Annotated in this window: 12 protein-coding genes; 7 read left to right on the top strand and 5 right to left on the bottom strand. The window is 39.4% G+C overall.

Annotated elements, in window-relative coordinates; translation table 11 throughout:
* Positions 1-29 precede the first annotated feature (29 nt).
* Positions 30-1,271 (top strand): MFS transporter, encoded by a 1,242-nt coding sequence (locus CD001_RS10150; protein ID WP_096187497.1) that lies wholly within the window; start codon positions 30-32, stop codon positions 1,269-1,271.
* 482 nt (positions 1,272-1,753) lie between these two features.
* On the opposite strand, the gene CD001_RS10155 is transcribed toward CD001_RS10150, so the two are convergent.
* Positions 1,754-2,248: a DUF6022 family protein gene (locus CD001_RS10155; RefSeq protein ID WP_257009773.1), complete on the bottom strand. Its 495-nt coding sequence runs from the start codon at positions 2,246-2,248 to the stop codon at positions 1,754-1,756.
* 213 nt (positions 2,249-2,461) lie between these two features.
* Between CD001_RS10155 and CD001_RS10160 the strand changes: the two genes are divergently transcribed.
* The gene (locus CD001_RS10160) at positions 2,462-3,169 is read left to right on the top strand and encodes a MerR family DNA-binding transcriptional regulator (protein WP_179298695.1); all 708 of its coding nucleotides are present in this window, start codon (positions 2,462-2,464) and stop codon (positions 3,167-3,169) included.
* 457 nt (positions 3,170-3,626) lie between these two features.
* Here CD001_RS10160 and CD001_RS10165 read toward each other — a convergent pair whose 3' ends face one another.
* Together CD001_RS10165 and CD001_RS10170 are read right to left on the bottom strand one after the other, a co-directional pair.
* A complete protein-coding gene (locus tag CD001_RS10165; RefSeq protein ID WP_096186060.1) occupies positions 3,627-4,499 on the bottom strand; it encodes an IS3 family transposase in 873 nt (290 codons plus the stop codon).
* On the bottom strand, positions 4,496-4,819 hold the full coding sequence (locus tag CD001_RS10170) for a transposase (RefSeq protein ID WP_096186059.1): 324 nt from the start codon (positions 4,817-4,819) through the stop codon (positions 4,496-4,498). The genes CD001_RS10165 and CD001_RS10170 overlap by 4 nt, the downstream gene beginning before the upstream one ends.
* Before the next feature lie 734 nt (positions 4,820-5,553).
* On the opposite strand from CD001_RS10170, the gene CD001_RS10175 reads away from it, so the two are divergent.
* The 3 genes from CD001_RS10175 (at position 5,554) to CD001_RS10185 (ending at position 8,152) form a co-directional block, all read left to right on the top strand.
* Positions 5,554-5,793 (top strand): hypothetical protein, encoded by a 240-nt coding sequence (locus CD001_RS10175; RefSeq protein WP_096187501.1) that lies wholly within the window; start codon positions 5,554-5,556, stop codon positions 5,791-5,793.
* A gap of 142 nt (positions 5,794-5,935) precedes the next feature.
* The gene (locus tag CD001_RS10180) at positions 5,936-6,895 is read left to right on the top strand and encodes a glycoside hydrolase family 43 protein (RefSeq protein WP_096187503.1); all 960 of its coding nucleotides are present in this window, start codon (positions 5,936-5,938) and stop codon (positions 6,893-6,895) included.
* 138 nt (positions 6,896-7,033) lie between these two features.
* Entirely contained in the window at positions 7,034-8,152 is a 1,119-nt protein-coding gene (locus CD001_RS10185) for a GntR family transcriptional regulator (protein ID WP_096187505.1), read from the top strand.
* Between the two features lie 243 nt (positions 8,153-8,395).
* Here the strand turns inward: CD001_RS10185 and CD001_RS10190 are convergent, their stop codons facing one another.
* Positions 8,396-8,665 (bottom strand): hypothetical protein, encoded by a 270-nt coding sequence (locus CD001_RS10190; protein WP_096187507.1) that lies wholly within the window; start codon positions 8,663-8,665, stop codon positions 8,396-8,398.
* A 183-nt stretch (positions 8,666-8,848) separates the two neighbouring features.
* On the opposite strand from CD001_RS10190, the gene CD001_RS10195 reads away from it, so the two are divergent.
* Entirely contained in the window at positions 8,849-9,394 is a 546-nt protein-coding gene (locus CD001_RS10195) for a hypothetical protein (RefSeq protein WP_096187509.1), read from the top strand.
* Between the two features lie 866 nt (positions 9,395-10,260).
* Entirely contained in the window at positions 10,261-11,427 is a 1,167-nt protein-coding gene (ltrA, locus tag CD001_RS10200; protein WP_096186806.1) for a group II intron reverse transcriptase/maturase, read from the top strand.
* A 220-nt stretch (positions 11,428-11,647) separates the two neighbouring features.
* Here ltrA and CD001_RS10205 read toward each other — a convergent pair whose 3' ends face one another.
* Positions 11,648-13,198, bottom strand: a complete 1,551-nt coding sequence (locus tag CD001_RS10205; RefSeq protein WP_096187511.1) for a glycine betaine uptake BCCT transporter — start codon at positions 13,196-13,198, stop codon at positions 11,648-11,650.
* Positions 13,199-13,304 lie beyond the last annotated feature (106 nt).

The following is a 13,304-nucleotide window of genomic DNA, read 5'->3' on the forward strand; positions in this document are numbered from 1 at the left end:
TCATTATCCGAAAATGGGAGGAAAAATCAATGGCTGAACTGTTAAGAAATCGTGCATTTATCTTTTTAGGTTTAGGGCAGGCTGCATCAGGGTTGGGAGGAACGTTTGCGACTTTTATTATGTCTTGGCTCGTATACGAACTGACCGGCTCGTTAGTCGCAATGGGGAGTATTTGGGTTGCAACGATGGTTCCGAGCATCATGACACAATTGTGGTCTGGGCCATACTTAGATCGCTGGAATCGCAAGAAAGTGATGATCTTTTCGGAGTGGATGCGTGCCGCAGCTTTTCTAATCCCAGCAATCATGTTTTCTCTAGGTGAGCTGCAAGTTTGGCATTTATATGTTACAGCTGTCATTATTGGGGTCGCTGAACCGTTGTTTCGTCCTTCAAGTATGGCGTTCGTCGCAGAAATTTTACCTAAAGATCGATTAAACAAAGGGAATGCCATCTTAGAAGGAACGATGCAAATCATGCTTCTCATCGGACCTCCGTTAGGCGGACTTATTTTACAATGGATCGGGTCACAAGCGGTTCTATTGTTACTAGTAGGTACAATGGGTGGAGCAGGCGTTTTACTCATGTTTCTTCCTAATAAAAAAGTGGAGGTTTCAAAAGCGAAAGAAACGTGGTTCAAACAATTCAAAGAAGGACTGCGATTTTACCGCGTTAACCCAGTGTTGTTGGGAGTTGGGTTGTTACTTATGCTCTGTAACTTTACAAACGGAGCTTCTACCCCGATGTTTCTCCCTTTCGTCACTGAAAACTTAGGAGGAAGCCCTTTTCAATACGGGCTGTTCACCTCGTCTTTTTCAATTGGTATGATCTTAGCATCTCTCGTGACTGGGATGACGAAAGAGCCTCAAAACCGTCGTCTTGTGATGCTCGGGTCGCTGATGTTTACAGGGGTATTTATGGCACTATTAGGCTGGATTAGTTATTTTCCATTAGCGATTTTAATCGTCATTTGTAGTGGATTTTGTATGATTATATTTAATGTCAACAATACAACTTTATATCAAAGAAAAGTTCCTGATGAAATTCGTGGCAGGGTCTTTGCGGTTCGGATTTTGTTAGCACAGGCCGGAGTGCCAGTCGGGGCATTCATTGGCGGAACATTTGCTGAAGCATGGGGAATTCCGACCTTATTTACAGTAATGGGAGGATTAGTGATTATTGCGACTGTAACAGCGTTTTTCCTGCCTGTTTTCTATCAGTTGAATGATACGACTTCTGCATCTGTTGCAGCTAAGGAGAAAGTACCTTCATAGAGGTTATCAAAGTAGCTGACTACTTTAGTTTCCAGTTTCCTGTTTTTGGATTTTCGGTAGAAACGGGTAACGGATGTTCGTCGTAGTCATTCATGGTTTCGTAGTAGTAACCCAGCATTTCGTCTTATTAACATCGAGCTTCTTCGCAACCTTTCTTTTTAGGCGTAACCTTCCTAGTAACGAAGCGGACACCAGATCCTTTATTTCAACCAAAAAGCTCAATTTGAAAGCATTTGCGGACTCAGGGTTCGCTATTTACACGTATTCACTATAAATGAACTCTAAAATTGCTTCATAGCGAACCTCATGTCCGTTTATTTTTCAAAATAAGGCTTTATGACCGAAATAGCGGATTACATGGCCGCGAATTAATCCTGTTCAAAATTTTGTGTAAGGGGGGAAACAAAAACATGGTTTGTTATAAAATAACAAACCAAACACGCATGGGAGCTGGTTAACTCCCACGCGATCAATATAGAAATTTAGGATTCTTCTTTTCTTCTGGAGATTTCATGTTTAATTTCATTTTTATCGGTACTAGGAAAACTAGTTAATTTAGGAGCTGCAGGGAAGTCGAATTTTAAATGAGAGTGAGGCAGCTCAAATATCAACGTACCGATTTTTTCTTGACTTTTATTTTCGATGACAATCCAGAACACACGAGTTTCATAGTGGGGTGTTCCCCATTTCGCCTTTTCGATCGAGTTTCTGAAATTTAAGCAGCCAGCAATGATAAAATCATCTTCCTTCGTTTCTTCAGCAGATTGATATCCAGCTTTTTCGATTTTCTGCCAAATGGGAGGGAGTAAATGGTCTAAATACATTCCATACGTTGCATCTTCGTACTCAGGAAATATATTTTCAAGTTCTACTCTATTCGTGTTTAGTACTTCTTCCCAATGGTGATGAATGTAGCTGGAGAAAACGTCGCCTAACTCCTCGATTGACATTTGTGAATGGAAATTATAATTTTCCAAATGAATTCCCTCCTAATATTTTTTAAAAGCGGAAAAAAGAACAGTGCAGACGAGCTTAATAGCAGTAATTCTTTTTTCTCTTCTTTTTTTACATATTCATCGTATAACATTAAAGCAAATTGAAGGTTTTAAATAAATGATTAGAATTATATAGCCTTTTCTATCTTAAAACTTTAGATGAGCTATAATGTATGTATGGAGGGAGGACAGAATATGAACAGCATCTATAAACCAATCGATATTGCAAGAAAACTTAATGTGAGTACGAGTACGTTAAGAGGTTATGAAGAGAGAGAACTCGTGCCACCAGCTGAGAGGATGGAACAGGGCTACAGGCTCTATACGAATATCCATTTTGCATATTTTGAATGTATCGTTCATATGTCTCCCGGGTTTGGGATGGAAACAACCTCTTCAGTAATAAAGAAAATTCAAAGGAATGATCTCGACTCGGCTTTATGGATCATAAATGAAGCACAAATGCAAAACTATAAAGATATAAATTTATTGAACGACGTAGAACATAACGTCTACGATATATTTCATTACAAAACTCGGATAGAAAAGCCTGAAACAATTCGCGTCATATCAGAAGAAACGAAAGTATCTCCTTCAACCATTCGATATTGGGATACAGAAGGTTACATTCAATCTCATAGAGACGAGCAAAACAATTATCGTATGTTTGATTCGTTTCAATTCTTAAAAATATTGTTAATGAAGTTAACTCAGTCGATGGTTTACTCTGAAGACGTCGTCCTCTTAAAACAATCCATTAAAGATTTGCAAGCTCAAGATATAGAAAGGGTAAAAACGATTTTAGATCAATGCAGGAAGCAGTTTAATAAACGAAATGAACGTCAGCTTCGAGCACTGTTTTATTTGCAAAAACTATGTGATGAAATAATGATCAATCATTGACCTGGAAAAAAAGTGATGGATCTCCATGAACGAGGGGATCCTTTTCTGCGTTTGGTCATAGTAATTCATAATTTTGTCATAGTAGCATGGTGTTTCGTCGTAGTCATTCATGATTTCGTCATAGTAACGCGGCATTTCGTCTTATTAACATCGAGCTTCGCCGCAGCTTTTCTTTTTAAGCGTAACCTCTCCTAGTAACGAATCGGACACCAGATCCTTTATTTCAACGAAAAAGCTCAATTTGACAACATTTGCGGACTCATTGGACCTATGTCAAGAAAGTAGACACCTAAATAACGAATTTTTGGATTTATAGTTGCTTTAACTAGTTGGCCTTTGTTCACCTTTCGAAAAGTATAGATAATTCAGCGGAAGCGTCAAGCCCAAACCGCTTGACCCCTCCACTTCATCATCTGTTTGATGGTTAGGTGAAGTAAGGGCCAAACTACTACTCGTATTAAGCAGCTTTCCTATCAAACTGCTTTGCATATTGCATTGGTGACAGGTATCCAATAGAACTGTGTATTCTTTTGCGATTATAGAAAAACTCAATGTATTGGAACATACTAGTATAAGCCTGCTCCTTGGTTTTAAACCGACGACCTTTTAATAATTCTTTTTTCAAAACACTAAAAAATGATTCTACACAAGCATTGTCATAACAATTGCCAGTACGACTCATACTAGCTTCCATACCATAACTTTCGAGTCGTTGACGATATTCTTTTGATGCGTATTGAGTACCTCGGTCTGAATGATGGATTAAGTCTTTGTTTGGATTTTTTGATTCATAAGCATTTTCCAGAGCTTCTAACACGATTTCATTTGCCATGTGACCTTTAAGACTCCAGCCAACAATTTCACGAGTACAAAGATCAAGGATGACCGCCAAGTATAATTTCCCCTGGCGACAAGGAATATAGGTAATATCAGCACCCCAAACCTTGTTAGGAGCTGCTATACGAAAGTTTTGATCCAATTTATTAGGAGCGATAGGATTTGCATGATTAGAATCTGTTGTAACGACCTTGAACTTCTTTGACACACAAGAGCGTAACCCTAGCTCATTCATATATTTACTAACTGTTCTTTGACTAACTTGATAGTTTTCTTTCCACAACATTTGGGTGATTTTCGGACTACCATAAATCCCATGACTATCTTTAAAATGGTACTCGATTCGGTCTTGAATTTCTCTTTTTCGAAGCTCTTGTTGACTAACCTCACGTTTTTTCCACTTGAAATAGCCACTCCGCGATACTTGCAGTACTTTACACATCTTCTTCACTGAAAATTCGGAGCTATGCTTTTCAATGAATTCGAACCTCATGGCCGTGGTTTGCTGAAGATGTGCACCGCCTTTTTTACAATTGCCAACTCTTCTTGAGTGTCTGCTAGTTTGCGGTCTTTTTCTCTTAATTGACGTTCTTGATCTCGTAACTGTTGTTCTAATTTACGAATACGTTCCTCACTTGCCAGTGGTTCATTATCAAATTCTCGATATTGAGTCATCCACTGATGTAGGCAACTTAATGGAATATCTAATTCTTGTGCTATGTCTCTCATCGTTTTCTTTTGCTTTTGCTCTTGAGCAAATTTAACTGTTTGACGTTTAAATTCTTCACTATACCTTTGCCGACGTTCACCCATGGGAACCCCTCCTTGTATTATCATCTCATCATGTCCAATTATAATGTTCGTTAAAGGGGTGTCCACTTTTTATTCTATATTCACATGGTTCGCTATTTACACGTATTCACTAAAAATGAACTCTAAAATTGCTTCATAGCGAACCTCATGTCCGTTTATTTTTCAAAATAAGGCTTTATGACCCAAATAGCGGATTATATGTCCGCGGAGCGAATTACGCTTAAGATTGACGTTTCATTGAAAAGAGAAAATTTACTCGAGAAATTTGGATTAGCAGCCAGCAATGATAAAATTAATGAATCTAGTAATCGGGGCTCTATTTACTCCAATTAATCCTTAGTTGGACTACTAGATTTAACGAATAAAATAGCTGAAAAATAGTAGAGTAGAGACTTACTAAATTAGACACAATCGGTTAAAATAGTCGATATTTTATATTAATACACTTGTGCATAAGTTTAGTGTGTTTTATAATTATATCAAATATCATCCGTACAAGTTGGTATTAGTTGAAAACGCTCTAAAAGATAAATTTTGATAAAAACCCATCTATATCAGTTTATGTAAGTTTATTGATAGAGTGGTATAACTGGTGATTAATAGGGAGATGTTCAACTTTGAAAGATAAAACATACAGGGTAATTTGTACGTACATATCGATCTGCATATTGCTATAGTCATGATGGTATTCATTAAATCATGGATGAAGAAAGAGAATTGAAAAAGGTACTATCATGGTTGTTCTATCTTATCTTTCCATTGTTTCACTTTATGTATTATTTTTAGGTGCCTTAATTCCGGTTTCGATCCATTTTGAAGGCGGTGCGCTATCTATTATAAAAAAATGCTTTCAATTTATTATCGGGAGAATACACATTGCTCTTTTATTTATTGTGTTAATTTGGGCTTCGATGTATCTTTCTCTAGCCTTCCCGGCAGCGATTATCTTTTTCTCGGGAAGTGTGTTGTCGTAAATGCTCATGTGGTTCTTTATTTGAAGTTTAGAAAAAATTGAAACGAAACAACAAGTAAAAGAGCGCTATTCTTAAAACAAGATTTATCTGTTTTAAATATAACTGTTTTGTAGTCACTAGATTTACAACGTAAGGAGAGAGTATGATGGACACATTACAATATCGAAACCCAGTTATAGAGCAACGGGCAGATCCGTGGGTTTATAAGCATGAAGATGGTTATTATTATTTCACTGGATCTGTTCCGGAATATGATCGAATTGAAGTAAGAAGAGCGAAAACGATCCAAGGTCTTGGTGAAGCTGAACCAGTCACAGTATGGCGTAAATATGAAACGGGTTCACTTAGTGCGAATATATGGGCTCCAGAGATTCACTATATCGAGGGTAAGTGGTATATCTATTTTGCTGCTGCAAGAACGACGGAAACGAAAGATGGTTTGTTTGATCATAGAATGTTTGCGCTAGAGTGTGATTCAGCGAACCCACTTGAAGGCCATTGGGTCGAACGTGGACAAGTGAAGTCAAAGTGGGAAACATTTTGTTTAGATGCTACCTCTTTTGAACATCGTGGAACACGTTACTACGTTTGGGCGCAAAAAGACCCGAATATTGAAGGGAACTCAAATCTTTATATCGCTGAAATGGAAAACCCATGGACGTTGAAGGAAAAGCAAGTGATGATTTCCACACCAGAGTATGACTGGGAAAAGATTGGTTTTTATGTAAATGAGGGAGCAGCAGTACTGAAGAGAAATGGCAAAATATTTATGACGTTCTCTGGAAGTGCGACTGATTTCAATTATTGTATGGGGCTTCTTTATGCAGATGAAGATGCAGACCTTCTTCATCCTGATTCATGGAAAAAACTTGATCATCCAGTCTTTGAAACGAGTGAGGAAAATAGCCAGTTTGGCCCTGGTCATAATAGCTTCACAGTAAGCGAAGATGGTAGTGAGGATATTCTCATCTATCATGCACGAAACTATAAAGAAATTAAAGGTGACCCGCTGTATGATCCGAACCGTCATACACGTGCACAAGTGATTAAGTGGGATGAGGATGGGTTCCCGATTTTCGGAGAACCTGTACCAGACGCGTAATTTAGTTGGGAGTGTTGGTTAAAAAGAGCAGTGGAGGAATCGAATGTCTCTTAATAGATGATCGTGCATAGGCTTTTTTACAGGGGCATGCTATACTAGATGTACGTATAAGTGGAGGTTACGAGGTGTTATAGTTATATGGAAACGAAATATAATTTTGTTAAAAATGAAATTATGACCAAAATTCTGCAAGGATTCATTCTTCCTCATCAAAAAATTGGTTCAGAAAATGAGCTGATGAAAACGTATCAAGTAAGTCGTCATACGATTCGAAAAGCGATTGATGACTTAGCACATGATGGGTGGCTGTATAAAAAACAAGGTTCTGGAACGTTTTGTGCTGACCGCTCGAATTACAAGCAGAGTTCAAACAAGAGGAAGAAAAATATTGCTGTCATTACGACGTACTTTTCAGAGTACATTTTTCCTACGATTATCCGTGGAGCTGAAGGATACTTAAGTGATCATGGATATCAAGTGACGGTTTTTAGTACAGATAATAATTTGGAGCAAGAACGTCGTTGTCTTGAGTCAGTACTTTCTCAACAATTTGATGGATTAATTGTTGAGCCGACAAAAAGTGCAATGCCGAACCCGAATATTAATTATTATTTAAATATTGAGAGAACAGGGATTCCTTACGTAATGATTCATGCTTATTATGATGAACTTGAACCGATTCACGTCGTTATGGATGATGTAAAAGGTGGCTTCGTACAGACGAAGCACTTGATTGATTTAGGCCACCAGCATATCGTTGGCTTTTTCAAACACGATGATATTCAAGGGATCAAACGAATGAAGGGATTTATTAAAGCTCATCGCGAAAGCTGGATTCCACTCAGTCCGCAAAACATTATTACGTATACAACAGAAACGAAGGACACTTTACCGAAACAAGTCTTAAAGAAAAAGCTGGAAGAGAAGAAAGAGTTACCGACTGCGATCGTTTGTTACAACGACGAGTTAGCGATCTTGCTTTTAGACATACTCCGAGATATGAAGCTGAAAGTGCCAGAAGACATTTCCGTAGTAGGGTTTGATAATTCAATTTTGTCTGTAGCTTCAGAAGTTAAACTGACGACAATAGAACATCCGAAAGAGAAAATGGGAATGCAAGCAGGAAAAACGATTCGACAGCTGATAGAACAAAAGGATGACCCCTCATTTACAAAACATGTTGAATCCGTCGTGTTTGATTCTGAGCTTGTCGCACGAAAATCTACAAGCAAACTAGGTGTAAAAGATTTAAATTAAGCACGTTCTTTTCGTCTCGTTGCAAGATACTCTAGTGTTCTTCTAATGAGAGAGCGATTTTAAATAGGGCCGAAGCATTTATGTGCTTCGCTTTTTTTGTACTATCAGAGTTTATTAATCTTATGGACGCTCGTATAGCTGCAACTAAGGCTCTGCCATTAAGAATTATACGAAAGCATAAGAGTTTCTAGACAAGTACAATTTGCTTGCTGAGAATCTCTGTAGTGATAAGTTAAGTTTTATTTATGGTTGCTCGTCTTGTTCATTCATTGATAAAGGAGTACCTGTTGAAGTATGCTCGTTTATCCAATCGAGAGAAGTATTTGACACAGCTTGCCAATCAGGAATTTGTTCTTTATGCTGCTCTACCCAGCCCATACAATATTGCGGGTCAATACTTTTTTCTTCACATTGTTCTAAAAATGATAGAATAGTCGAAGCTGTACAGTTTTGCCAAGTACCACAAGTGTTTTCAAAGATTTCTTCCATTTTTTGTTGAATATCATTAGCCATTTAACGAATCCTCCTTTAAAAAACGTAAGTACTGCCAACAATAAGTATGTCCAACAATAAACAATATATGAATAAATATAGAGAAAGAATCATTGTTAGATTGACGATAAGGGTGACGGTGTATATACTTAACCATATGGTTGATTATCCCACATCATTTTTTATAATATTGGAGGTGGCGGTTTGGACGAAACGGTACGTCGTTATTTTCAAGATCTTGAATCAAATGATAAGACTGAGCAGTATGAAGCGTATAATCAAATCATGAAAGCAATCGATAAAAAGGTAGACTGGGTTTATGACGTCTGGGATCAGTTGGTAGATGACTTGGACGATGCAAATAATCACCGAAGATCGAGAGCGGCTCAATTTTTAGCCGGTTTAGCAAAAAGCGATCCAGAGAAAAGAATATTGACTGCTTTTCCTAAGGTTTGGAAAGTGACATATGACGAGAAATTTGTAACAGCAAGACATAGTTTACTATCGATATGGAAAATTTGTCTGGCAGGTGATGAGCAGAAAGAACTCGTGATGCAGCACTTAATCGATCGCTTTAAAAGCTGTAAAGATGAAAAGAACTATACGTTAATCCGCTTTGATATTATCGAAAGCTTGAAAAAATTGTATGATGCGTTGGAAGAAGAAGAAATTAAACAAACTGCAATGGAATTAATTGAATTAGAAGATCAAAATAAATTTCGAAAAAAATATTTATCCGTTTGGAAATAAAGTTAAAAACACCACGTTCTTCATATAAGTGTGGTGTTTTTTTGTTGTGTGCCCCGCAGTCACACAGTCTAAGTGGTTCAAATCCACTCAGTAACTTTACCCTTTAAAGTACTGTAGCCGAAGCAACATCCTCCCTCTAATGAGAAGGATGGACAGGGTGCCCTCTGAGAAGGGGGATCTGAAAGGTCTGCAGGCAAAGTCCAGCCCGGAACAAAATGTGAACCAGAGGTGGCGGCAGTGTTGGGTGACCCGCCATCAAAACGGGGAAACCTGTGCAGACGCACACTTTATAGGAAAATACGAAAGGGACATGACCTATAAAGCCCACTGACGTGATTAGGGTCAGGATGGATGGAACAGAAGGTGTGATGACCGGGGGAAGCACTGTAGGTTCCTTCGTGTAAACATACGGAGGTAGGGGAGGTATAACCCAAAGGGGAAAACCAAACCGATGACACTGCAGGTGGCGGATAGATTCGTAGTAGTGACGAAGTTTGAGCCAATGAACTCTGGCAACAGGAGGGAGGATAAAACTCAAACGAGGAAGCGCTGGTCGCTTCACCCACCATCAGGCCAAAAGCCGGATGATGGAGGCGAAGGAATCTAACTTCGTTAACATTGTGAATGAACGTGAGTGGATAATGTAAGCGCCTTAATGAAAAGAGGTCTCCCGAGTAGGTGCGACCTTGCCAACCGTGAAACCCACGCGAGGAAGAGGGAACCGGCGACCTGAGTACACAAGGAAGAAAAGGAGCGATTGGGACATCCTAGACACGCATTTCTGACTTGATGGAAACAGAAAGGAGTCATTCTCTGTAGCGGACATAAGACCAATGTGGTGAGAAGCGCAGAAGGTGGTGATAACAATGACACCAACGCGTAAATATTATTCCATTATCGATAAAGTGTACACCATGACAAATCTACATGATGCTTGGAAAAAGGTGAAAGCGAACAAGGGAAGTGCAGGAATCGACGGTGTAACCATCGAATGGTTTGACGTCAACCTGAAGCAGAATCTCGAAGAGATTCAACGGCTACTAAAGGAAAAACGTTACGAACCTACTCCGGCTCTAAGACATTATATTCTAAAAGATAACGGGGAAAAACGACCGCTAGGAATCCCAATCATCCGCGATCGTATTGTCCAACAAGCTGTTCGTCAAATGATTGAGCCACTATTTGACCGAGACTTCTATCCTCATAGTTACGGGTTCCGAATCGGACACTCGCAACATCAAGCACTTGATACAGTCATAAGAGCGAAAAAGGCGGGATACGAATACGTCGTTGATCTAGATATTCAAGCTTATTTTGACACCATCCCCCATGACAAGTTGATGGAAAAGGTGAGAGGAAAAATCGCTGATGGGCGAATTCTAGACTTAATCGAAGGATGGTTAACAGTCGGAATCATGGAAGGTGATCAGTTTCATGATTCTGAGAAAGGATCCCAACAGGGCGGAGTGATTTCACCGCTATTAGCCAACATCTACTTGGACGAATTTGATTGGGAGATGAAAAAGGCAGGGTTCCCCGTTGTTCGTTTCGCAGATGATGCTTTAATTATGTGCAAGACGAAGAAGCAATCACAGAAGGCACATAACTTAGCAAAGAAAATCATAGAACAGAATCTAGATCTGACCATGCATCCAGAGAAAACAAAAGTGGTTCACTTCGATGAAGGTTTCCGTTTTCTAGGGTTTGAATTCTGGAAAGACTTTCTCGTTCTTCCGGAGAAAAGAATGATGAAATTCAAAAAGAACATCAGGCTTCTCACAAGAAGACAACAAGGGAAGAATCTTGAGCAAGTGATTTCAAGATTAAACCAAACCATCAGAGGTTTCGGAAACTACTTCGGCATTGGAAATACTAAAAAGAAGTTCCAAAGACTTGATGAATGGATTCGCATGAGGCTTCGTGCCTTCATGAGGAAGAAGAAGTCAACACTATCGAACCAAAGAATACCGAACAAGTTCTTCGAAAAATCAGGACTGATTTCGTTGGAAAGTCTTCTCACCGCTCGTTCCTAACTTAAGAGTGAAATTAATCTCTAACTCACTCCCGGGTATGGGGAACTAACGAAGGGAAAGCCGGATGCGGGAAATCTGCACGTCCGGTTTGATGAGGGGTCCGAGGGCGAAAGCCCTCGTCCTACTCTACTGTGAGGAGGAGTGTTTCTCAAAACAACTCCTCGTTTCGTCATAATAATCGAATCACTCTTGCCTTTCAATGTCAGACTGATTTAAACGATTAAGTTGGATTCGTTTGTTCATCTGTCTTTTTCAATTTATCTCTTACTCGTTTGCGTTCTTTACCAGGACTTGGCTTCGGTTTTACTTCTGCTTTAAAGGCTTTTAGCATAGAAAGTGACACGACGAACAGGACGAGAGTTAAAGGAAAGGCACTGACAATGATCGCTGTTTGCATCGCTTCCAGACCACCGGTTGCCATTAGTACAACAGCAGAAGCGGCTAAGATGATTCCCCAGATATATTTAACGATGTTTGGGGGCTCTGTGCTTCCGTTTGTTGTTTGCATTCCAAGTACAAATGTTGCTGAATCAGCAGACGTAATAAAAAATGTACTAATGAGAAAGATCGTGATTGTTGCAAGAATACCGCTGAATGGCAGCTGCTCGTAAACGAAGAATAGTGCCGTTTCAATGGCTTGTCCTGACACGTCGAGTCCCATCGTGTATTCGTAAAAGATTCCTGTACCGCCAAAAACACAGAACCATAACGTACAAACGAGTGTCGGCGCAACTAAGACAGCAATAACAAACTCACGAATCGTCCTCCCTTTAGAAACGCGGGCAATAAATGTTCCGACGAATGGTGACCAGGCGATCCACCAAGCCCAATAAAAGATCGTCCATCCTTGAAGCCAAGCAGCATTTCCTTCATCAAAGGGTGATAAACGCAAACCCATCGCAGGAATATTTTGTATGTAACTGCCTAATGTTGTAGTAAATAGGTCTAATAAGAAGATTGTCGGACCAAGAATAATGACGGCAATGAATATAATGCTCGCCAAAGCCATATTCGTATTACTTAAGTATTTAATCCCTTTTCTGATCCCTGTACCTGCGCTAATTAAAAAAAGCAATGTAACGATGGCAATAATCGTAAATTGAATCGAAAAATTGTTTGGAATCCCAGTTAAATAGCTTAATCCTCCATTGATTTGGGCAGCACCTAATCCAAGGGATGCACATACCCCGAAGATTGTCGCGAAAACGGCGACAATATCAATGATAACGCCAGCTTTCCCTTTGACGCGGTCGCCAAGTAAAGGACGCAACGTGGCACTCATAAGCCCTGGATACCCTTTTCGAAACTTAAAATATGCGAGTGCAAGCGCAATGATCGCATAAATCGCCCATGCATGAAACCCCCAATGAAGGTATGTATAGCGTAAGCTCATAATCGCTGCTTCACCTGTATCTCCTTCAATAAATGGAGGATTGGCAAAGTGTGAAATTGGTTCTGATACACCGAAGAATAATAACCCAATCCCCATCCCGGCACTAAATAACATCGCAAACCACGTTGGACGGCTGAATTCAGGTTGATCTTCGTCTTTACCGAGCTTGATTTTTCCATACTTACTGAAAATGAGAAAAAGAGCAAAAACTAAAAAGAACGTAGCTGCGATTTGATAAAACCAGCCGAAATTTTGCATGAAAAACCCTAGTGTCACATCCATAACACTTTCCAAGTGACCAGGTGCGAGCACGCCCCAAAGAACAAAAATAACCGAGATAACAATCGCAATCCAAAAAACAGTCGTTACTTTATTCATACAATAAAGCCTCCTTCCCTCACTAGTCTTTGAACATTCAACATTTTTATGTAGCGAAGTTCGTTCGACAAGTGCCTTCGTTCGACAAGTGCCTGGCACTTGTCGA

It is taken from the genome of Evansella halocellulosilytica (assembly GCF_002335745.1).
In the GTDB taxonomy this organism is placed as follows: Bacteria; Bacillota; Bacilli; order Bacillales; family Salisediminibacteriaceae; genus Bacillus_CA; species Bacillus_CA halocellulosilytica.

Coding starts and splice junctions, on each gene's coding strand:
- CD001_RS10150 (WP_096187497.1), top strand. CDS start 30: ATGGCTGAACTGTTAAGAAATCGTGCATTTATCTTTTTAGGTTTAGGG.
- CD001_RS10160 (WP_179298695.1), top strand. CDS start 2,462: ATGAACAGCATCTATAAACCAATCGATATTGCAAGAAAACTTAATGTG.
- CD001_RS10165 (WP_096186060.1), bottom strand. CDS start 4,499: ATGAGGTTCGAATTCATTGAAAAGCATAGCTCCGAATTTTCAGTGAAG.
- CD001_RS10170 (WP_096186059.1), bottom strand. CDS start 4,819: ATGGGTGAACGTCGGCAAAGGTATAGTGAAGAATTTAAACGTCAAACA.
- CD001_RS10175 (WP_096187501.1), top strand. CDS start 5,554: ATGGTTGTTCTATCTTATCTTTCCATTGTTTCACTTTATGTATTATTT.
- CD001_RS10180 (WP_096187503.1), top strand. CDS start 5,936: ATGATGGACACATTACAATATCGAAACCCAGTTATAGAGCAACGGGCA.
- CD001_RS10185 (WP_096187505.1), top strand. CDS start 7,034: ATGGAAACGAAATATAATTTTGTTAAAAATGAAATTATGACCAAAATT.
- CD001_RS10190 (WP_096187507.1), bottom strand. CDS start 8,665: ATGGCTAATGATATTCAACAAAAAATGGAAGAAATCTTTGAAAACACT.
- ltrA (WP_096186806.1), top strand. CDS start 10,261: ATGACACCAACGCGTAAATATTATTCCATTATCGATAAAGTGTACACC.
- CD001_RS10205 (WP_096187511.1), bottom strand. CDS start 13,198: ATGAATAAAGTAACGACTGTTTTTTGGATTGCGATTGTTATCTCGGTT.